The following is a 20,217-nucleotide window of genomic DNA, read 5'->3' on the forward strand; positions in this document are numbered from 1 at the left end:
TATCCTAGTAGCGTTGCCTGATTAACGACCCAGAGGCCCTACGACAGCCTCCCACCGACGAGGTGGATCGCCCCGATCGTATACCCCCATGGGTATAGGGTGAGAGTGTTCGACACGGAGATTGTCGCTGTGAGGCCGATTCTTCAGAATGGAAGATTCACATGACTCAGGAAGCCGAAACTACTGTCCTCGAAGTGCAGGGCGTTCAATGGGCATCCTCGCGAGCGATCGTTGAGTCGGTGCTCGCCCGCCGCCCCGGCGTGTTGAGCGTTGATGCGAATCCGGTAGCGCAAACCGCGAGCGTGACCTTCGATCCCAGGCAGACCTCCGTCACTGATCTGGCGGCATGGGTCCGGGAATGCGGTTACCACTGCGCTGGACGCTCCGTGCCCGATCACATCTGCGATCCGGTGGCGTCATCCGTCACCGACCACACCGAACATGAAATGAAGACCGGACAACCGCCTCGAACCATGCAGGAGACCATGGGGCATGGTGGCGCGCACGGCGACATGTCCATGGCCGGCATGATCCGGGACATGCGCAACCGGTTCATGGTGGCGGTGATCCTGTCGGTTCCGATCACCCTGTGGTCGCCGATCGGCCGCGACGTTTTCGGTTTCGCGGTTCCTGCCCCGTTCGGGCTGCGGGATGACGTTTTCGCGTTGATCCTGTCTCTGCCGGTCATTTTCTATTCGGCTTGGATCTTTTTCGATGGGGCCTTCCGGGCGCTGCGGGCTCGAACCCTGGACATGATGGTTCTGGTAGCCGTCGGTGTCGGAGCGGGCTGGCTCTATAGCCTGTCTGTCACCCTTACCGGTGGTGGGGAAGTTTTCTACGAGGCTGCGACCGTTCTGACCAGCTTCGTCCTCCTGGGCCACTGGTTTGAAATGCGTGCCAGGGGCGGCGCAAACGACGCCATCCGCACGCTGCTCGAGTTGGCACCGTCGATGGCATTCGTCATCCGCGACGGGGAACCGGTTGAGGTCCCGACCGCGGAGGTTGTCCCGGGCGACCTCCTCCTGGTTCGGCCCGGAGCAAAAGTTCCAACTGACGCCGTCGTAGAAGACGGTGAGTCCGACATCGACGAATCCATGGTCACCGGGGAGAGCCTTCCCGTCGCCAAGAGCATCGGATCCAACGTGATCGGCGCCACAGTGAACACCACCGGAACCCTTCGCGTGCGGGCGACCAAAGTCGGCGCCGATACCGCACTCGCGCAGATCGTGGCCCTGGTTCAGGAAGCACAGAACTCCAAGGCCCCCGGACAACGGCTAGCCGACCGCGCGGCCTTCTGGCTTGTGCTCGTAGCCCTCATTGGCGGCAGCGCCACCCTGGGTGCGTGGCTCTTGGCCGGCGCGAGCCTTCCTACCGCGATCCTCTTTGCGATCACCGTCGTCGTCATCACCTGCCCGGATGCGTTGGGCCTGGCGACACCGACCGCCATCATGGTCGGCACCGGCCTGGGCGCCAAACGCGGTGTCCTCTTTAAAACTGCGACCGCGTTGGAGACTTCAGCTCGAATCGACACGGTCGTCCTGGACAAGACGGGAACTCTGACCCGGGGCGAACCAGAGGTGACGGACTTCATTGCTGTTGGGATGGATGAGGTCGAGTTGTTGGCCCTTGTCGCTGCAGTGGAACGGGAGTCCGAGCATCCGCTCGCCGCAGCCGTCGTCAGTTACGCCGTCGGGCGCGGCGCGACTGCGTTGGAAGCATCTGCGTTCCGCAATGTTCCGGGACATGGTGCCGGCGCAACAGTCGCAGGACGCCAGGTGTTCGTCGGCAACCGCAAACTCATGGTCGCCCAGGGCATCGATATTGATCCGGTGTCCGCCCAGCGTCAGACGTTGGCCGCCACCGGACGGACGGCGGTCCTCGTCGCCGTCGACGGGAAGGCCGCTGGGGTCATCGCCTTGGCTGACGCCGTTCGAGAGACCGCGGCGGCCGCCGTTGTCGCTCTTCACGAAGCGGGAATCGAGGTCGTCATGCTCACCGGCGACAATGAGGCGACCGCGCAGCGGATCGCATCCATGCTCCAGATCGATGTTGTGATCGCCGAGGTGCTCCCGGAAGACAAGGCCGCGAAAATCAAGGAGCTGCAGGCGTCCGGCAAGCGAGTCGCGATGGTCGGCGACGGAGTCAACGACGCTCCGGCCTTGGCACAGGCGGACCTGGGCATCGCCATCGGGGCGGGGACGGACGTCGCCATCGACACGGCGGACGTAGTCCTGATGCGGTCAGACCCCCTCGACGTCCCCATCGCCCTGCGCATCGGGAAAGGCACCGTGCGCAAAATGCGCCAAAACCTCGGCTGGGCGGTCGGCTACAACGCGATCGCGCTCCCCATTGCCGCCGGCGTTTTCTTTCCGACGTTCGGCATCCGGCTCAGTCCGGAAATCGCCGCCATCTCCATGTCCGGCTCCAGCGTCATCGTCGCGGTCAACGCGCTGCTGCTCAAGCGGCTGCGCCTCCCGCGACAGCCCGAGAGCACGACGGCCACCACATCGGCTGACGGAGCAGGGAATGACGTCGGAGTTTCAGCCTGATCTGGCGCCGGCCCGCAGGGGTACCACGACCGCGAATCTGGCTCCCTGCCCTGTCCCTCCCGACGAGGCCGTCACGTCCCCGCCGTGCGCACGCGCTATTTCCCGGGCGATCGTGAGACCGATCCCTGATCCGGCGGAGCGGCGGGCCTGTCCGGGCACACGGTAGAACCGCTCGAAAACACGGTCTGTGTCCTCCTCGGCCAGGCCCACTCCCGTGTCGATCACGACGACCTCACCACGGCCGTCGGCGCCGTGCGTCGTGATGGTGACCGCACCGCCCGCCGGGGTGGCGAGCAGGGCGTTGCCGAAAAGGTTGGTCAGAACCTGGGTGATCCGGTCCGGGTCCACGTGCACGGGCAGCGGCGTGGCGACGTTGAGTGTCAACGTCACGCCCGAATCTTCGAATTGCGGAGCGAGCCGGTTGGCCGTGCGGCGAGCAAGATCGGCCAGGTCGGCATCGACTGGATGCAGGTCGAGCCGCTGTTCTTGAGCGCGCGACAGGCTGGACAGGTCATCGGAGAGGCGATGCAGGCGGCGCAGTTCCTCGCTGAGGGAGGCGAATGTGTCGGGGCTGGCGGTGAACACGCCATCGATCAGCCCCTCGACGTAGCCGTCCAGAACGGTCAGTGGGGTTCGCATTTCATGCGCAACCTCCCCGAGCAGCCGGGTTCGCCGTGACTCGGTATCGGCCAGGGCCTGGGCCAGCGTGTTGACGTCTGTGGCCAGCGCTGCGAGTTCTGGCTCGGAGGGGACGGGGACCCTGCCTCCGTATTTTCCGGCAGCGATCAGTTTGGTCGCGGCCCGCACAGCGTTGAGGGGGCGAAGTAGGCGCCCCGTGACTGCCGCGGCGACGAAACCTGCGGCGATGACGCTGGCCAGTACCCCGACGATCAGCGAGGTCGTGAGCGCGGATAGGAAGGCGGAGCGCACGCTGGTCGCGTCCATGGCCCCCATCGACATTCCGGTGCCCTCACTGTCCATCATCATCCCCAGCCGGTCTTCGAACAGTCGAGGAGCGAGCAGCGAGATCGTCAGATAAGCCACCATGCCGCCGACCACGGCAATAGCGGCATAGGAGATGAACAGGCGCAGCGAGAGGCGCATCTTCATCTGGGCCCGGCCACAAACTTGTAGCCCACGCCCCGCACCGTGGCGATCAGGTGTGGATCGCCGGCATCGTCGCCGAGTCGTGCGCGCAAACTGCGGATGTGAACATCGACGACCCGTTCGTCGCCGTAGAAATCGTAGCCCCAGACTTTTTTAAGCAGTTGTGCCCGGGAAAACACCCGCCCAAGCTCGGTTGCGAGTGCGGTGAGAAGATCAAACTCCAGGCTCGACAACCCCACGGAGACTCCATTCGCCTCAACCTCTCGGTGGGCGGGTTTGATGGACAAGCCATCGAAGCGAAGCAGGGAGTCTCTGTCGGTTCGCTCATCCCGATTGTCACGACGGAGCATTGCCTTCACTCGAGCCGTCACCTCGCGCGGGCTGAATGGCTTGGTCACATAGTCATCCGCACCCACACCGAGCCCCACGAGCTTGTCGACCTCCTCCGCCCTGGCCGTGACGAGGATCACGTACGCGTCGCTGAAGCCTCGCAACTGCCGGAGAACCTCCAGCCCGTCGATCCCCGGCAGCATTACATCCAGCAGCACGAGAGCGGGAGGGTCCTTATGGAGTACCGCAAGCGCCTCGGCGCCGTCCGCGGCCTCCGCTACGTCATAACCTTCCGCTTCCAGGTAGCCGCGCAGGACCGTCCTGATCTGCGCCTCGTCGTCGACAACCAGGACCTTCTGCATCGCTCACCCCTTTTCTTCTGATTATCGCCGTGCGGCGGCACGGACTCTGCACTGCGCCCCAGGGACTCGGCGAGGGAGTACCAACTCAGGCCTTACCTCTCGAGCACCTGCAACCGTTCTCGGTATTCCGTTTCATTCAATTCACCCTTCGCGAAGCGATCATCGAGTATTTGACGCGCTGGACTGCGCTCGCCTTGTCCGCGGCTCAGCGGAGTAGTCCCGCGGAACCCTCCGCGTTCAGTTTCGTCAGCAAAAGCCCGCACAACCCAGACAACAAGGAGGATGACTGCGACGAGCATGAGCAGCCCTACCGGCCATCCCCACGTCATGTTGTATCCGTTTCCCCACATCATTTCTTCTGCTCCTTCAGTTTCTGTTTATTTTCGTACATCCAGGCAGCCCGTGGACCGCTCCGCCTGTTCAGGAGACGGTCAGGTCCGCGCCATTCCCAAGCCCATCCCTACGCCCATCCCTGCGCCCGAGTGCATACCGACTCCCGAACCCATGCCCATCCCCTCACCTGGGGTGTGGGTCGCGCTCAGCATCGGGTCAATGCGGCTCCTCATCTGTTCTACGGCTGCCTCCCCGTCATCAGATGACAGAGTGGTGTTGGAGTCGAGAGTGGTCCTCTGCTGCGAGAGAATTACGTCTTTGAGCCCAGAAACCGATTTTCCCTGGGCTTCAGCGACATCCGCGAGGGACCCACCCGACTGGACCCGGTCCTGCAGCTCCGTCCGACTCAAGCCGAGGTAGCTCGCGATCGCGACCATGGGCGAACTCTGCCCGAATGTCATGCCGGCCAAGTGGCCTGACCGGTGCTCGCCAACTGACGACGAGGTCGTCGATGGTGGCTGGGAAATAGCCCCATCACCGGTAGATGCCTGCGCCGCGGCAACACCGCCCGTGACAAGCGCTCCGACAAGCCCGAGTCCCGCAACACCAGCGGTCACGTTCTTCCGATTGAATTTCATCAGTCTCAACACCTTTCGCGTTCAGCCACCAAGTTGGTGTCTACACACCAGCATGCAGACCGCGCATGAAGCTCCAGCCCCCGAGCATGTGAAGGTTTGATGAAACGCGCTGGCCAGGCTCATACCGATCCGCAAAGCGCATGCCGACGGTCGTTATGCGTCGATTCCTGGCACCAGCGGCGCGGCAAACCATCCGTCAACTGATCGAGTCATCGTCTGAAAATCAGATTGTCCACCGCATCCCGACAAGCCGGGAAAGACATCGCAGTGTGCACCTTGGCGCTGCGGGCTGAACGCCGAACGGCGTCGAGTGTCAGTCCGGTTGCGTCGTGACGAAAGCGAATCAACCCGGGCGGCGAAACGCCGCTGCAGCCCCGCATGGAGCTTGTGATAGTGATTCTAAACACCGGAGCGGGCCCGGGCCAAGGGGAGAGGATGGGCGATGGGTGATATCGCCGCGAAATCCTGCACCTATTACTGCTGGGGTACCTGGACTCGAACCAAGAACAACTGAACCAGAATCAGTCGTGTTGCCAATTACACCATACCCCACTGCCTGTTCCTCAGAACGGACCGACTCGTAACTCTAACCCACTCAGAGTGCCGGGACAAACCCAGAGCCGAAATCATCGCCGGCTCGAGCCGATTGCCGGGGCAGACCCCGAGGGGCCCGACACCGCGCGGCCAGTCACTCGAGAGTGGTGGCAGCCAGACGTGCAAGACGCAGCACGGACTCCGCCTTGCCCAGGATCTCCATCGACTCGAACAGCGGCGGCGAGATGCGCCGGCCGGAGACCGCGACCCGGAGGGGGCCGAAGGCCACGCGCGGCTTGAGCGCGAGCCCGTCGATCAGCGTCTCGGTCAGGGTGGTGTGCACGCGGTCGTGCGTCCATTCCGCTTCGGGAATGTCGAGCAGCGCTGCCGTGGACGTGGCGAGGATCTCGCGCGTGTTCTGCGGGAGCGAGGCGAGGGCATCCGGCTGGTAGGCCAGCGAGTCGCCGCCGATGAACAGGAAACCGAGCATGCCGGGTGCCTCGCCGAGCAGGGCGATGCGTTCCTGCACTAGCGGTGCGGCGGCCTCGAGAATAGCCTGCTGCACCTCGCTGAGTGGTTCGGTCACGTCGCCGGCGGCCACCAGGTACGGGATGACCCGGGCGGCGAAATCGGCCGGGTCGAGCAGCCGGATGTGGTCGCCGTTGAGCGACTCGGCCTTCTTGAGGTCGAAGCGGGCCGGGTTCGGCAGCACGTCGACGACGTCGAACGCGGCGATCATCTCATCGATCGTGAACACGTCGCGGTCGCTGGAGAGGGACCAGCCGAGCAGGGACAGGTAGTTGACCAGTCCCTCGGGAACGAAGCCGCGGGCGCGGTGGTGGAACAGGTTGGACTCAGGGTCGCGCTTGGAGAGCTTTTTGTTGCCCTCGCCCATGACGTAGGGCATGTGCCCGAAACGCGGCACGAACGTGGCCAGTCCGATGTCGATCAGCGCGTGGTACAGGGCGATCTGGCGCGGCGTGGAGGAGAGCAGGTCTTCGCCGCGCAGCACGTGGGTGACGCCCATCATGGCGTCGTCGACCGGGTTCACGAACGGGTACAACGGATGCCCGTTGGGCCGCACGACGACGAAGTCGCTGAACGAGCCGGCCGGGAAGGTGATCTCGCCGCGAACCAGGTCGTCGAAGGAGATGTCCGTGTCGGGCACCTTGAGGCGGAGCGCCGGCGAGCGGCCCTCTGCACGGAAGGCCGCCTTCTTCTCATCGCTGAGGTCGCGCTCGAAGTTGTCGTATCCGGCCTTCGGGTCGCGGCCGAGGGCGACGTTTCGCACCTCGATCTCCTCGCCGGTGGCGAAGCTCTCGTAAATGTGACCGGACGCCTTGAGCTGCTCGATCACGTCACGGTAGATGTCGTAGCGCTCGGACTGGCGGTAGGGAGCGTGCGGTCCGCCGACCTCGACGCCCTCGTCCCAGTCCAGGCGTAGCCAGTGCAGCGCGTCGAGGAGCTGCACGAAGCTCTCCTCGGTATCGCGGGCCGGATCGGTGTCTTCGATCCGGAAGATGAACGTGCCGCCGGTGTGCCGGGCGTAAGCCCAGTTGAAGAGCGCCGTGCGGATCAGACCGACGTGCGGCGTTCCGGTCGGCGAGGGGCAGAACCGAACGCGAACGTCGGTGCCGGTGGCAGTGGAAAACGGGTGCGCAATTGTCTCAGACATCACCCCCGATTCTAGTTGCCTCCGGGTGAGGGCGCGGGTGGGGATACGGGTGGCGCCGCGGGTGGCGCGTCCGGTCCGGCCAGCGCGGCGAGCCGGCGCAGGGTGACGGCAATGGCCGCCACGCCCGCGGACCCAGTGACCGTGACCGTGTGCAGGGTGCGGTGGTCGCGGCCGCGGGTGGGCCGGATGGCGACGAGAGGCTGCGCGCCGACGGAGTCGAGGGCAAGCGCGGGCAGCATCGCCACCCCGATGCCGGCCGCCACGAGGCCGAGCACGGCGGCCGCGTTGTCGGTCTCGTAAGAGATGCGGGGGGTGAAACCGTTGTGACCGCAAAGCTCCAGCAGGTGGCCGCGGCACCGAGGACATCCGCCGATCCAATTCTCCTCGGCCAGGTCGCCGAGGTCGACTGCGCTGTTTTTGGCCAGGGCGTGTCCGGCCGGCAGCACGAGCATCATCTCGTCCCGGCGGAGCCGGGTCACGACGAGGCCCTCGGCGCTGTCCCGGTGAGGGTCGACCCGGTCGCCGGGGTAGCTGAACGTGATCGCCAGATCGGCCTGGTTCTGGCGCACCAGAGCCACGGCTTCGGGCGGCTCAGCCTCAAGGTAGGTGACGCTGACTCCCGGATGGGGGCGCTGCAGGTCAGCGAGCAGGCGCGGCACAATGGTCGCCGAGGCGGAGGGGAACGCCGCCAGACGCACCCGGCCCGCGCGCAGGCCGCGCAGCTCGGACAATTCCCCCGCGGCGGCGTCCAGGGCCCCGCTCACGATGGCGGCGTGCCGGGCGAGCAGCCGGCCGGTCTCGGTGAGCCGCACGCCGCGGCCGATGCGTTCGATCACGGCCATCCCGATGCGCTGCTCGAGCCGTCTAAGCTGCTGGCTCACGGCGGGCTGGCTGTAGCCGAGCGCCGCCGCGGCCGCCGTGATCGAGCCGCAGTCGGCGAGCGCACCCACGACGCGCAGCATGGTGGAGTCGAGTTCGGGCTGGACGATGGCGGGCACGAAGTGATCATAACTGATGCTTATGGATTGCCTCAGCTACTGGTTATTGTCAAATGAATAGGCCGGTCGCATGCTGGAGAAATGATCCAGAGCGACTCTTCCGCGTCCCGTTCGACGCTGCCGGCCCGCATCGGCGTGCGCGAGGCGCGCGAGCGGTTCCGGGGCGGCCGCGGCTATCTGGCGGCCTGCACGCTCGGGCTGCCGACCCGGGAAACGGAAGCGGCCCTGCGCCTGGACGCCGACGCCTGGGCGCTGGGCACCGCGTCGGCGGCGGGGTACGCCGCCGTGGTCGAACGGGTCCGGCACGCGTATGCCAGACTCGTCGCTGTTCCGGTGAGCCGGGTCGCGATCGGGTCTCAGGCGTCCGTGCTGGCCGGCCTGCTCGCCGCGAGCGTTCCCGACGGCGCCGAGGTGCTCTGCGTCGATGGCGATTTCAGCTCGATGGTGTTCCCGTTCCTCAGCCAGGCGCACCGCGGGGTCACCGTGCGGCACCTGCCTCTGGCCGAGCTGGCCGTCGGGATCACCGCCGACACCTGGCTTGTGGCGTTCTCGCTCGTGCAGTCCGCCACCGGTGCCGTCGCCGACACCGCGGGGATCGTGGCCGCCGCCCGTGCTCACGGGTGCTTCACCCTCTGCGACACGACGCAGGCCGCCGGGTGGATGCCGGTGGACGCATCCGTCTTCGACGCCTCTATCTGCCACAGTTACAAGTGGCTCTGCGCCCCGCGCGGCGTGGCCTTCCTGACCGTGGCCGAGCGGCTGGCCGTACTGCTGCACCCGGTGCAGGCGGGCTGGTATGCCGGCCGGGACCCGTGGGCCTCCTGTTACGGACCGGACATGAACCTTGCGGCTGATGCGCGCCGATTCGACGTCTCCCCGGCCTGGAACTCCTGGGTGGGCGCCGAACCCGCACTGGAACTGTTCGGGCGGCTCGACCTGTCGACGGTGCGCGACCACGCGGTGGCGCTGGGCGACGCGCTCTGCGCCGGGCTCGGGCTCGCCCCGGCCGGGCAGTCGATCGTGACCTGGCCGGATGCCGACGGCACCGACCTTGAACGCCTCACCCGGGCCGGTCTCACCGCGTCGCGCAGGGCCGGACGGGCCCGCGTCGCCTTCCACCTGTGGAATGACGAGGACGACGTCGCCGACGCCCTGCGCGCCCTGCGTACGTAGCCGGGTCACGACGGGCGCGACCGCAGGGCCTGCTCGGCCAGAGGGCCTCGCGGCGACTCGACTACTTCTGTGCGGTGACGGCGGTGATAATCGCGCCGGCGAGAGCAGCGGAGGAAGCCGGATTCTGGCCGGTGTACAGGTTGCGGTCGATCTCCATGTGCTCGGCCCAGGCTGCGCCGGCGACGAAGTCGGCGCCCAGCGCGACCAGGCGGCTCTGCACGAGCCACGGCGCCTTGGGGGCGAGGCCGCCGAGAGTCTCCTCCTCATCGGTGAAGCCGGTCATGCGGTAGCCGGTGAAGGGCCAGCTGCCGTCGGCTCGCTGGGCGGCGAGCATGGCGGCCGGGGCGTGGCAGAGCACGCCGAGAATCGTTCCGGAGTCGAGGGCTTCGGTCATGATACGTCCGGAGTCGGCGTCGACGGCCAGGTCCTCCATCGGGGCGTGGCCGCCGGGGTAGAAGACGACGTCGTAGTCGGCGACCGTGATGTCACTGATCGAGCGGGGCTCGTCGAGTTCACTGCCGATGGTGTCGAGGTAGGCGACGATGGCCGCGGCCCGGTCTTCCCCGCCGGCCGCCTGGGGTGCCAGGCTTCCCGCGTCGATGGTGGGGGCGATGCCGCCGGGCGTCGCGATGGTGATCCGCCAGCCGGCCTCGGTGAACAGGCGGTGCGGTTCGGCGAGCTCTTCGGCCCAGTAGCCGGTGGGGTGCAGGCTGCCGTCGTTGAGGGTCCAGTGATCGGCGGCGCTGACGACAAAAAGTACGGAATTCATGGGTTCTCCAGAGTGTGTGATCGTGTGAAATGGATGCTGTCGGGAAAGTCAGACGTTCGTGCGGACGACCATCTTGCCGGTGTTCTCGCCACGCATGAGGCCGAGGAAGGCGTCGACCGCGTGGTCGATCCCGTCGACCACGGTCTCGTCGAAGACGACGTCGCCCGCGGCGAGCCAGCCGGCCATGTCGGCCGAGAACGCGGGGAAATGCTGCACGTAGTTGCCCACGATGAAGCCCTTGAGGGTCAGCCCGCGACCGATCATGTTCGCCAGGTTGCGCGGGCCGCCGGTCGCCTCGGTGTTGTTGTAGACGGAGATCGCACCACAGAGGGCGGCGCGTCCGCCGTCGTTGAAGCTGGCCAGTGCCGCCTCGAGGTGCTCGCCGCCGACGTTGTCGAAGTAGACGTCGATGCCGTCCGGAGCCGCGGCGGCGAGCTGCTTGGCGATGTCGCCGTCCTTGTAGTTGAAGGCGGCGTCGAAGCCGTACTTCTCGGTCAGCAGGGCGACCTTCTCGGCCGACCCGGCGGAACCGATCACGCGCTTCGCGCCCTTGAGACGGGCGATCTGGCCGACCATGCTGCCTACGGCCCCGGCCGCGCCGGAAACGAAAACGGTGTCGCCTTCCGTGAGCCCGGCCACCTCGAGCAGGCCCACGTAGGCGGTGAGTGCGGTCATGCCCAGCACGCCGAGGTAGGCGGAGAGAGGCACGCCGGGGATTTCCGGGACGACGCGGAAGCCGGAGGCCTCCTCCTGTACCAGGTCGCGCCAGCCGAACTGGTGCACGACCACGTCGCCGACGGCAACCGCGTCAGAGGCGGATGCGACGACGCGGCCGACGGCCCCGCCCGTCATCGTCTCGTTGAGGGCGTAGGGGGCGGAGTAGGACTTGGCGTCGTTCATCCGGCCGCGCATGTAGGGGTCGACCGAGACGAACTCGTTGGCCACGCGAACCTGACCGGGGGTCAGCTCGGGCAGGTCGATGCGGATGGTGCCGAAGTCGGCATCCGTTGGCCAGCCGGTGGGGCGGGCGACAAGCTGGATCTGGGTGCTGGTGATGGTGATGGACGAGGCCATGGCGGCTCCTCTGCTTCTTTGTAACGAATGTTTTAATATATTGTGTACTGAGCGATACACAAAACCACTCACAGCGAAAACGGAGGAAACACCATGGGGCGGCTGCAGAGTTTCGAGCGCACGACCGTTGTCCAGGCGGCCAGGGACCTGTTCTGGGACAAGGGCTTCGAGGCTACCTCGCTCGCCGACCTCGAAGATGCGACCGGTCTCCGGCGATCCAGCCTCTACCATGCCTTCGGCAGCAAGCGTGGCCTGTTCGACGCCGCCGTCGAGGACTACCAGGCCTCCGTCATCCGCCCGAGATTGCGGACCCTGACCGGGCCGGGGATCGGCCGGGCCTCGCTGCTGGCCTACTTCAGCGAACTCAGGTCGGCGGTCTCCGCCCTGCCGGAGGACTCCCCGCGCCGCGGCTGCCTGCTGGTGAACTGCGCCGCAGGCCTCGCCGGGCACGACGACTTGGCCCGCCAGGTCGTGGAGGGCTACCGGTCCGAGCTGACGGACACCCTTCAGGACGCCCTCCGGGCGGCCGGGACCGCGGCCGGAGGAAGCGCGCCGGAACGCGCCCGCACCCTGGCTTCGCTCGGCATGAGCGCCATGCTGCTCGCCCGGGTCAACGCGACCGAATCGGTGGCGTTGCTGGATACGGCGACGGAGCAGATCCGGTCCTGGTTTCCCGTGCACGCCGCAACCGACGCCTGACGATCAGGCGCGCCGCACCGGATTCGTCAGCACGCCGATGCCGGCGATCTCCACCTGCACGGCGTCACCATGCACGACGGAGGCGGACCGGTCTGGGGCACCCGTCAGAATGACGTCGCCCGGCAGCAGGGTGAACACGCTGGAGACGAAGGAGATCATCTCAGCAACGGTGTACTTGAGCAGCGTCGCATTGCCCTTCTGGAAGACCTCGCCGTTGATGCGGGACTCGATGGTCAACGCGGTCCAATCGTATTCGGTGTCGATGACCGGTCCGAGCGGGCAGAACGAGTCGAAGCTTTTGGCCCGTGTGAGGTCGCCGTCGCGCTCCTGCAGATCGCGGGCGGTGACATCGTTTGCTACCGTGTAGCCCCAGATGGAGTCCTCGGCGGCGTCGACGGACACGTTGCGGGTGATCTTGCCGATCACGATCGCGAGCTCGCCCTCGACGTGCACGTTGTCCGTGGACACCGGCACGGTGATCGGGTCGCCGGGGCCGACGACGCAGGTGTTCGGCTTGAGGAAAAACCTGGGCTCACCGGGCGAGCGGGCCGCGGTGGACTGCTCGGCCGCGTCGGCGAAGTAGGACCACGCCATGCCCACGATCTTCGACCGCGGGATCACCGGGGCGAGCAGCTTCACGTCGCGCAGGGCCACGCGCTCCCCGGACGGGTCATAGCCCGCGAACATCGGGTCGCCCTTTAAAACGACGATCTCGTCGTCGTCGACGATGCCGAACGAGATACGTCCCTCGTGACTGAACCGTGCGATTTTCACGCGGGTCCCACCGGGGCGTCGAGCCGGGTGAGCCAGCCGTGGCGGTCGGGCAGGCGGCCGTACTGAATGTCGGTCAGCTCCTGGCGGAGCGCCATCGTGATCTGGCCGGCCGGGCCATCCGGGTCGCCGATGGAGAGGTTCGGGCCCTTGAGCTGCGAGATCGGGGTGACGACGGCGGCCGTGCCGCAGGCGAACACCTCGGTGATGGCACCGGATGCGACACCGTCCTGCCATTCGCCGAGGGTCACGTCGCGCTCCTCCACGGTCAGGCCTCGGTCCCGAGCGAGCTGGATGATGCTGTCGCGGGTAACGCCCTCGAGGATCGCGCCGGTCAAGCGCGGGGTGACGAGCGTGTCGGTGCCATGAACGAAGAACACGTTCATGCCGCCGAGTTCGTCGATGCGGCTGCTGGTCTCCCCGTCGAGGAAGAGCACCTGGGCGCAGCCGTTGTCATAAGCCTGCATCTGAGGCAGCAGGCTGGCGGCGTAGTTGCCGCCGCATTTGGCCGCGCCGGTGCCGCCGCGGCCGGCGCGGGAGTACTCGGTCGAGAGCCAGATCTTGATCGGGGCCACACCGTCTGCGAAGTAGGCGCCGGCCGGGCTGGCGATCACGTAGTAACCGACCTGGTGCGCGGCCCGCACGCCGAGGAAGCTCTCGTTGGCGATCATGAATGGGCGCAGGTAGAGGCTGGTCTCCGCAGCGGAGGGCACCCAGTCGCCGTCTACGGCCACGAGCTGCCGGATCGATTCGATGAAGTCGGCCTCGGAGAGTTCCGGCAGTGCCAGGCGGCGTGCGGAGCGCTGCAGGCGCTCTGCATTCTTCTCCGGGCGGAAGGTCCAGATCGACCCGTCGGCGTGACGGTAGGCCTTCAGCCCCTCGAAAATCTCCTGGCCGTAGTGCAGCACCGAGGAGGCCGGGTCGAGGTGCAGCGGACCGTAGGGCATGACCCGGGCGTTGTGCCAGCCCGCGTCGAGGGTCCAGTCGATGGCGACCATGTGGTCGGTGAACTTCTTGCCGAAGCCGGGATCGACGAGGATCTCTTCGCGCTCGATCTTCGTGCGGGCCGCGGTCGACGGCGTCAGGCTGAATTTCAGCGGGAAGGTGGCGGTTCCGGATGTCGTCGGGGGCGCTGGCTGGCTCATTGGATTCCCTTGTCTGTCAGTCGAGTCACGATGGCGTCGCCCACGGCGCTGGTGCTCCGGGGTATGTCGAGAGCCGCCCGGGCCACGATGTCGGCGGTCACGGCGGCAGTCACCCGGGCCGCGGCATCCGTGAGTCCGAAGTGCTCCAGGAGTAGTGCCACCGACAGGATGGCCGCCGTGGGGTCAGCCAGTTGTTTGCCCGCGATGTCCGGTGCCGAACCGTGAACCGGCTCGAACATGCTGGGGAACCTGCCCTCAGGGTTAATGTTCCCGGAGGCCGCAAGGCCGATGCCGCCGCTGATTGCCGCCGCGAGATCGGTGAGGATGTCGCCGAAGAGGTTGTCCGTGACGATGACGTCAAATCTACTCGGATTTGAGACCAGGAAAATCGTGGCCGCGTCGACGTGCAGGTAGTCGACGGTCACCTCGGGGTATTCGGCTGCGACGGCGGTGACGATCCGCTGCCACAGGCTGCCCGCGAAGACGAGCACATTGGTCTTGTGCACGAGTGTGAGGTGGCGGCGGGGCCGACCCTGGGCCTGGGCGAAGGCGTAGCGCACCACGCGTTCGACGCCGAAGGCCGTGTTGACGGAGACCTCGTTGGCCACCTCGTGCGCGGTACCCTGGCGGATCGCTCCGCCGTTGCCCACGTAGGGACCCTCTGTGCCCTCGCGCACGACGACGAAGTCGACGGTGCCCGGAGACGCCAGCGGGCTGGGCACGCCGTGGTAGAGAACGCTCGGGCGCAGGTTCACGTAGTGGTCGAGCGAGAAGCGTAACTTGAGCAGAAGGCCGCGCTCGATATTCGCGTTGGCGAGGCGGGGGTCCCCCGGCACGCCGCCGACGGCGCCGAGCAGGATGGCGTCGTGGCCGGCGATCGCCGCGAGGTCGTCATCGGTCAGCACATCGCCGGTTTCCAGGAACCGTGCGGCGCCGAGGGAGAACCAGGTTGCGTCGAAGGTGACGTCGTCGGCAGACGTGGCCGCCTCGAGAACCTTGACCGCTTCGGCGACGACCTCGGGGCCGATCCCGTCGCCGGGAATGACAGCAAGCTTGATGAGAGGGGACATTCGACTCCGTATGTCTGAAAGTTGGCTGTAGATAAACCCTACTGCGACGCAGCGAGTGTCTAAGCTGGTCAACTCCTGACAACCAATAGAAAGCAGTTTCGCATGAGTCTCGGATTGGGAATCTTCCTTCTTGTCGTCGGCGCCATTATGGTGTTCGCCCTGAACGTGACCGTCGAGTGGATGGACATCGAGCTGGTCGGCTACATCCTGATGGGCGCCGGTGCTGTCATCATGGTCATCGGCATCGTCTTGCTGACCCGCAAGCGCAGCAGCATCACCACGACCCGCAGCGCCGTCGACCAAGCGAGCGGGGAACAGGTCACGTCGCAGAAGCGTTCCGTCGACGACGTCTAGGTCGACGTCCGTCGTGCCGGGGCCCGTGTCGAGGTCGACGTCGACACGCGCCCCGGCACCGGCCTGCGCCGGCGGCGGCCCAGGTGATCAGGTCGCCTTACGCAGGGTGACCAGCGCCACCAACGCCGCCGCCAGCACCAGAATGGTACCGATCCAGGCCGTGGGCCCAATTCCGCTGGTGAAGGCATCGCGGGCCGACGAGAGCAGCACGTTTGCCAGGCCGGAGGGCAGCCCGTCGGCCACGGCCACCGCACCGCCGAGGGTCTCCGCCGCCGCCGCGCTCTGCGCCGCGGTGAGGGCCTCCGGCAACACGACCGCACTGCGGTACGACGCCGTCAGGATGGTACCGAGGATGGTCGTGCCGAGCACGGCGCCCAGTTCATAGGCCGTCTCGCCGACAGCGGATGCCGCCCCCATCTTGGCCGCCGGGGCGTTCGCCACGATCAGTTCGTTCGAGACCGTCTCGGCCGCGCCGATCCCGATCCCGAGGGCCACGAAGACGAGCGCGATGCCGACCGCGTCGAGGTCTCCCCCGCCCAGGGCGGCGGCCGCGTAGCCGACGGCCGAGATCAGCAGTGCCACCGGAACGACGATCGACGGCCGCACGCGCCGGGCGATGGGCACGATGACGAGGCCGGACACGATCATCGCCGCCAGTCCCGGCACGAGCACCAGACCCGCCTCCAGAGGCGAGAGGGCCAGTACGAGCTGCAGGTACTGGGAGACGAAGAACAGGCCGCCGACGAGAGCCACGACGCTCAGCAGGTTGACGCCGATCGCCCCGCTGAAGGCCCCCTGGCGGAACAGCCCGAGGTCGATCATCGGGTGCGTCAGCCGGGGCTGGCGGCGCACGAAGACCACGCCTGCGGCGAGTCCGAGCACGATCGGGCCGAGCGAGAAGGGCGTGGGTCCGTGCTCCGCCAGGGCCTTGATCCCGTAGACGACCGGCAGCATGGTCGCCAGCGAGAGCGCGATGCTCGGCGCGTCGATGCGTCCGGGGTTCGGGTCGCGGGACTCCGGCACGAGCAGGGGCCCGAGAACCAGCAGCGGCAGGAGCAGCGGCACCGCGAGCAGGAAGACCGAGCCCCAGGCGAAGTGCTCCAGCAGCACGCCGCCCACCACGGGGCCGAGCGCGCTGCCTGCGGCGAAACCGCTCGCCCAGATCGCGATCGCCAGCCGCCGCTGGTTGCGGTCGGTGAAGACGGAGCGGAGCAGCGACAGCGTCGGCGGCATCAGCATGGCGCCGAAGAAGCCCAGCACGGCGCGGTCGATGATCAACCACTCGACGCTTGGGGCGAAGGCGGCCACCACGGAAACGGCGCCGAACCCGGCGGAGCCGATCAGCAGCAGCCGGCGGCGCCCGATTCGATCACCGAGGCTGCCCATGGCCACTAGGAGGCCGGCGAGCATGAGCGGGTAGATGTCGATTACCCAGAGCAGCTGCGTGCCGGTCGGCCGCAGGTCCTCGGAAATGGCCGGCAGGGCGAGGTTGAGCACCGTGTTGTCGATCGAGACCAGGAGCACGGGCAGCATGAGCACGACGAGCGCCCACCACCGGCGGCGGGGGCCGAGCACACGGCTGACGGCGATGACGGGGGTGGTCTCTCGGACGGTATTCGACACGGGAACGACTTCTTTCGGCTCCAGGGACGGATGCTGCACCGTCCAGACGGTACAGTAAACCGTCCAGACGGTATAGTAGCACCATGAGCTCTAAAACCGCAGCCCCGGCCCGGAACGTGCCCCGCCTCTCCCCCACGCGCGATCGCATCCTGGACGCGTTCGCGCACCTCCTGGTCGACCAGGGCGAGCGGGCGGCCACCCTCGAGGCGGTGGCGGTGGCGGCTGGCCTTTCCAAGGGCGGCCTGCTCTACCACTTCGGGTCGAAAGACGCGCTCGTGGAGGGACTCCTGGCCCGGCTCGACGCGCTCGTCGCCGACGATGTCGAACAAATTCGAGCGGCCTCGGCCGGAGCGGTCGACTACCTGATCCGCACGTCGATGAGCGAGGGGACGGTGCTCGACCAGTCGATCGGTGCGGCCGTCAGGCTCGCGCAGGGGGCACATCCGTTGGCCAATGCGGCCCTGGCCGCAACTCGACGCCAGTGGCTGAGCGTCATCGAGGAGGCGGTGGGAGACCCGGACGTGGCCGAGGTGATCATGCTCGTCAGTGACGGGCTGTACTACGAATCCACCCTCGCGAGCCCCGGCCAGCCTGCCGTCGATGACACATCGACGACGAGGTTGGACCGGTTGCTCGCGGTGATCGGGCGGATGACCGACGGAACTGCTATTCGGTGATGGAGATTTCGATCATGGCCTCGGCCGAGATCGCGTCGCGCACCGTGGCCAGCAGGCTCGCCGGAACGGGCGAGTCGACCGTCAGTACGCTCAGGGCCTTGCCGCCAGCCACGTGGCGGGCGATCTGCATGCCCGCGATGTTGATCTGGGCGTCGCCGAACTCGCGGCCGTAGACGGCCACGATTCCCGGACGGTCCGTGTAGAGCATCACGATCAGGTGGTCGTCGAACGGAACCTCGACGTCGTAGCCGTTGATCTCGACGATCTTCTCGATTTGCTTGGTGCCGGTCAGGGTGCCGGACACCGATACCTGCGAGCCATCCGCGAGGGCGCCACGCAGCGTGATGACGTTGCGGTACTCCGGCGACTCCTTGTCGGTGATCATGCGCACCGCGACGCCGCGCTGCTCGGCGAGCAACGGCGCGTTGACGTAGGACACGGTCTCGCTGACGACATTGGTGAAAATGCCCTTGAGCGCGGCGAGCCGGAGCACGCTCACGTCATAGTCGGCGAGCTCGCCGCGCACCTCGACGTCGACGCTGGTCAGCGGGCTGTGGGCGCCGAGACCGGAGAAGACCTGGCCGAGCTTCTCCACCAGCGGGATGCCGGGGCGCACGTAGGGGTCGATAACGCCTCCGGCGACGTTGACCGCGTCGGGGACGAGCTCCCCCGACAGGGCGAGGCGAACCGACTTGGCGACGGAGACGCCGGCCTTTTCCTGGGCTTCGTCCGTGGAGGCGCCGAGGTGAGGCGTGGTGATGATGTTGTTGAGGCCGAGCAGCTTCGACCCGGTCGGCGGCTCGTTGACGAACACATCGAGGCCGGCGCCGGCGATCGTGCCGGCCGTGAGGGCGTCGTAGAGGTCGTTCTCGTTGATGAGGCCGCCGCGGGCCACGTTCACGACGAACGCGGTGGGCTTCATCAGCTTGAACTGTTCGGCGCCGATCATGCCGTTGGTTTCGGGCGTCTTGGGCATGTGGATGGTGATGAAGTCCGACTGTGCAAGGAGCTCATCGAGGCTGACCGGAACCACGCCGAGCTGCTGGGCGCGGGCGGAGGTGATGTAGGGGTCATAGGCGATGATGTTCGTGCCGAAGGCCTGCATCCGCGCCGCGATGAGGGCGCCGATGCGGCCGAGGCCGATGATGCCGATGGTCTTTTCGTAGAGCTCGACGCCGGTGTACTTGGAGCGCTTCCACTGCCCCTGCGCCAGCGCGCCGTGGGCGGCCGGGATGTGACGGGCCAGGCTGATGATGTGCCCGACGGTCAGTTCTGCGGCGGAAATAATGTTGGAGGTCGGGGCATTGACGACCATGACGCCCGCAGCCGTGGCCGCTTTAATGTCGACGTTGTCGAGGCCGACGCCCGCGCGGGCGATGACCTTCAGTAACGGTGCGGCGGCGATTGCCTCCGCGTCCACCTTCGTGGCGGAGCGCACCAGAACGGCATGCGCCGTGGCCAGTCCGGCGAGTAGCGCGACCCGGTCAGTGCCGTCTACGGAGCGGACCTCGAAGTCGGGCCCGAGGGCGTCGACGGTGGCAGGCGATAATTCTTCAGCGATTAGGACAACAGGTTTTGACACGAAAACGGATCCTCCGATTGCAGCAGAAAAGCATGGCTTGCGCCGCGACCGTGGGGCGCCAGATATGAAATCACTCTATCGGCTGGAGAATAGGGCCATGAGCAGCGTTACATTCCCCGACCTCCAGTTCGCCGTGCGCATCGTGCTGGCGGTGGTCTTCATCGGCGCCGGCATCGCACATTTCGTGCCGGGTGTGGCGCGCACGATGAGGGCGATGATCCCGCCACGGCTGCGAACGACCGGGATGCTTCGCCCCGGCAACCTCGTCATCCTCACCGGAGTCTGCGAGATCGCGGGCGGGCTCGGACTGCTGTATCCACCCACGATCGTGACGGCTGGCGTCTGCCTGATCGTGTTCTTGGCGGCGATCTTCCCCGCCAACGCCTTCGCCGCGCGCTACCCGGACCGCTTCGGCGTGGCCGCGATCCCCCTCGTGCCGCGGCTGACCGGGCAGCTCGTGCTGATGGGGCTGATCGTCGTCGCGATCGCCTGAGCGCTAGGCGACGCCGTGCACCACAGGCGGAGCGCCCTGCCCGGTGTCGAACCAATTCGACGGAGATTTTGGGTCAAACACCCGTTTTTGAACCCAAACGCGCTGTTGAGAGCAACATCTCCGTCGAATTCGTTCGGGACACCGAGCGGCAGGGCCAGGCGAGCAGGCAGGGCCAGGCGAGCAAGCAGGGCCAGGCGAGCAAGCAGGGCCAGGCGAGCAAGCAGGGCCAGGCGAGCAAGCAGGGCTAGGCGAGCAGGCAGG

At 66.8% G+C, this 20,217-nt stretch carries 20 protein-coding genes and 1 tRNA gene; 7 read left to right on the top strand and 14 right to left on the bottom strand.

Annotation, left to right across the window (positions count from 1 at the left end):
* Positions 1-161: 161 nt before the first annotated feature.
* Positions 162-2,549, top strand: a complete 2,388-nt coding sequence (locus tag E3T25_RS01255; RefSeq protein WP_134371672.1) for a heavy metal translocating P-type ATPase — start codon at positions 162-164, stop codon at positions 2,547-2,549.
* Here E3T25_RS01255 and E3T25_RS01260 read toward each other — a convergent pair.
* From E3T25_RS01260 to E3T25_RS01290, 7 genes are all read right to left on the bottom strand, one after another.
* Entirely contained in the window at positions 2,541-3,659 is a 1,119-nt protein-coding gene (locus E3T25_RS01260) for a sensor histidine kinase (protein WP_104102917.1), read from the bottom strand. The two genes, E3T25_RS01255 and E3T25_RS01260, sit on opposite strands and share 9 nt — an antisense overlap.
* A complete protein-coding gene (locus E3T25_RS01265) occupies positions 3,656-4,348 on the bottom strand; it encodes a response regulator (RefSeq protein ID WP_134371674.1) in 693 nt (230 codons plus the stop codon). Before E3T25_RS01265 ends, E3T25_RS01260 begins: the two co-directional genes overlap by 4 nt.
* Before the next feature lie 92 nt (positions 4,349-4,440).
* Positions 4,441-4,701 (bottom strand): SHOCT domain-containing protein, encoded by a 261-nt coding sequence (locus E3T25_RS01270; RefSeq protein ID WP_134371676.1) that lies wholly within the window; start codon positions 4,699-4,701, stop codon positions 4,441-4,443.
* Positions 4,702-4,779: 78 nt separating this feature from the next.
* Positions 4,780-5,118 (bottom strand): hypothetical protein, encoded by a 339-nt coding sequence (locus E3T25_RS01275; RefSeq protein WP_134371678.1) that lies wholly within the window; start codon positions 5,116-5,118, stop codon positions 4,780-4,782.
* A gap of 681 nt (positions 5,119-5,799) precedes the next feature.
* Positions 5,800-5,871: transfer RNA gene (locus E3T25_RS01280), tRNA-Gln, on the bottom strand.
* Positions 5,872-6,007: 136 nt separating this feature from the next.
* Complete coding sequence (gene gltX, locus E3T25_RS01285; RefSeq protein ID WP_104102905.1) at positions 6,008-7,528, bottom strand: glutamate--tRNA ligase; 1,521 nt, start codon at positions 7,526-7,528, stop codon at positions 6,008-6,010.
* 11 nt (positions 7,529-7,539) lie between these two features.
* Positions 7,540-8,526 (bottom strand): LysR family transcriptional regulator, encoded by a 987-nt coding sequence (locus E3T25_RS01290; RefSeq protein ID WP_241980511.1) that lies wholly within the window; start codon positions 8,524-8,526, stop codon positions 7,540-7,542.
* Positions 8,527-8,607: 81 nt separating this feature from the next.
* On the opposite strand from E3T25_RS01290, the gene E3T25_RS01295 reads away from it, so the two are divergent.
* Positions 8,608-9,699: an aminotransferase class V-fold PLP-dependent enzyme gene (locus tag E3T25_RS01295; RefSeq protein ID WP_134371680.1), complete on the top strand. Its 1,092-nt coding sequence runs from the start codon at positions 8,608-8,610 to the stop codon at positions 9,697-9,699.
* 61 nt (positions 9,700-9,760) lie between these two features.
* Here E3T25_RS01295 and E3T25_RS01300 read toward each other — a convergent pair whose 3' ends face one another.
* Together E3T25_RS01300 and E3T25_RS01305 are read right to left on the bottom strand one after the other, a co-directional pair.
* Positions 9,761-10,468, bottom strand: a complete 708-nt coding sequence (locus E3T25_RS01300; RefSeq protein WP_134341800.1) for a type 1 glutamine amidotransferase domain-containing protein — start codon at positions 10,466-10,468, stop codon at positions 9,761-9,763.
* Positions 10,469-10,516: 48 nt separating this feature from the next.
* Positions 10,517-11,542 carry an NADP-dependent oxidoreductase gene (locus E3T25_RS01305; RefSeq protein WP_104102898.1) on the bottom strand — a complete coding sequence of 342 codons (1,026 nt, stop codon included), beginning with the start codon at positions 11,540-11,542 and terminating at the stop codon, positions 10,517-10,519.
* Positions 11,543-11,635: 93 nt separating this feature from the next.
* Between E3T25_RS01305 and E3T25_RS01310 the strand changes: the two genes are divergently transcribed.
* Complete coding sequence (locus E3T25_RS01310) at positions 11,636-12,241, top strand: TetR/AcrR family transcriptional regulator (RefSeq protein WP_134371682.1); 606 nt, start codon at positions 11,636-11,638, stop codon at positions 12,239-12,241.
* Between the two features lie 3 nt (positions 12,242-12,244).
* Here the strand turns inward: E3T25_RS01310 and E3T25_RS01315 are convergent, their stop codons facing one another.
* From E3T25_RS01315 to E3T25_RS01325, 3 genes are read right to left on the bottom strand one after another with little or no spacing between them, the layout of a single operon-like run.
* Positions 12,245-13,015: a fumarylacetoacetate hydrolase family protein gene (locus tag E3T25_RS01315; RefSeq protein ID WP_104102895.1), complete on the bottom strand. Its 771-nt coding sequence runs from the start codon at positions 13,013-13,015 to the stop codon at positions 12,245-12,247.
* Entirely contained in the window at positions 13,012-14,157 is a 1,146-nt protein-coding gene (locus tag E3T25_RS01320; protein WP_104102894.1) for a branched-chain amino acid aminotransferase, read from the bottom strand. The genes E3T25_RS01315 and E3T25_RS01320 overlap by 4 nt, the downstream gene beginning before the upstream one ends.
* Positions 14,154-15,227: a 3-isopropylmalate dehydrogenase gene (locus tag E3T25_RS01325; protein WP_134371684.1), complete on the bottom strand. Its 1,074-nt coding sequence runs from the start codon at positions 15,225-15,227 to the stop codon at positions 14,154-14,156. Before E3T25_RS01325 ends, E3T25_RS01320 begins: the two co-directional genes overlap by 4 nt.
* Positions 15,228-15,329: 102 nt before the next feature.
* Here E3T25_RS01325 and E3T25_RS01330 point away from each other — a divergent pair, with 102 nt between their 5' ends.
* Positions 15,330-15,581, top strand: a complete 252-nt coding sequence (locus E3T25_RS01330) for a DUF6458 family protein (protein WP_104102889.1) — start codon at positions 15,330-15,332, stop codon at positions 15,579-15,581.
* An 87-nt stretch (positions 15,582-15,668) separates the two neighbouring features.
* On the opposite strand, the gene E3T25_RS01335 is transcribed toward E3T25_RS01330, so the two are convergent.
* The gene (locus E3T25_RS01335) at positions 15,669-17,204 is read right to left on the bottom strand and encodes an MFS transporter (protein WP_420898218.1); all 1,536 of its coding nucleotides are present in this window, start codon (positions 17,202-17,204) and stop codon (positions 15,669-15,671) included.
* Between the two features lie 83 nt (positions 17,205-17,287).
* Between E3T25_RS01335 and E3T25_RS01340 the strand changes: the two genes are divergently transcribed.
* A complete protein-coding gene (locus E3T25_RS01340; RefSeq protein ID WP_134371685.1) occupies positions 17,288-17,881 on the top strand; it encodes a TetR/AcrR family transcriptional regulator in 594 nt (197 codons plus the stop codon).
* Here the strand turns inward: E3T25_RS01340 and serA are convergent.
* Positions 17,871-19,463 (bottom strand): phosphoglycerate dehydrogenase, encoded by a 1,593-nt coding sequence (serA, locus tag E3T25_RS01345; RefSeq protein WP_104102883.1) that lies wholly within the window; start codon positions 19,461-19,463, stop codon positions 17,871-17,873. The genes E3T25_RS01340 and serA overlap by 11 nt on opposite strands.
* 97 nt (positions 19,464-19,560) lie before the next feature.
* Here serA and E3T25_RS01350 point away from each other — a divergent pair, with 97 nt between their 5' ends.
* Together E3T25_RS01350 and E3T25_RS01355 are read left to right on the top strand one after the other, a co-directional pair.
* Positions 19,561-19,956 carry a DoxX family protein gene (locus E3T25_RS01350; RefSeq protein ID WP_104102881.1) on the top strand — a complete coding sequence of 132 codons (396 nt, stop codon included), beginning with the start codon at positions 19,561-19,563 and terminating at the stop codon, positions 19,954-19,956.
* A 68-nt stretch (positions 19,957-20,024) separates the two neighbouring features.
* A complete protein-coding gene (locus E3T25_RS01355; protein WP_134371687.1) occupies positions 20,025-20,204 on the top strand; it encodes a hypothetical protein in 180 nt (59 codons plus the stop codon).
* The last annotated feature ends 13 nt before the right edge of the window (positions 20,205-20,217 follow it).

The sequence above is a fragment of the Cryobacterium sandaracinum genome (genome assembly GCF_004403415.1).
In the GTDB taxonomy this organism is placed as follows: Bacteria; Actinomycetota; Actinomycetes; order Actinomycetales; family Microbacteriaceae; genus Cryobacterium; species Cryobacterium sandaracinum.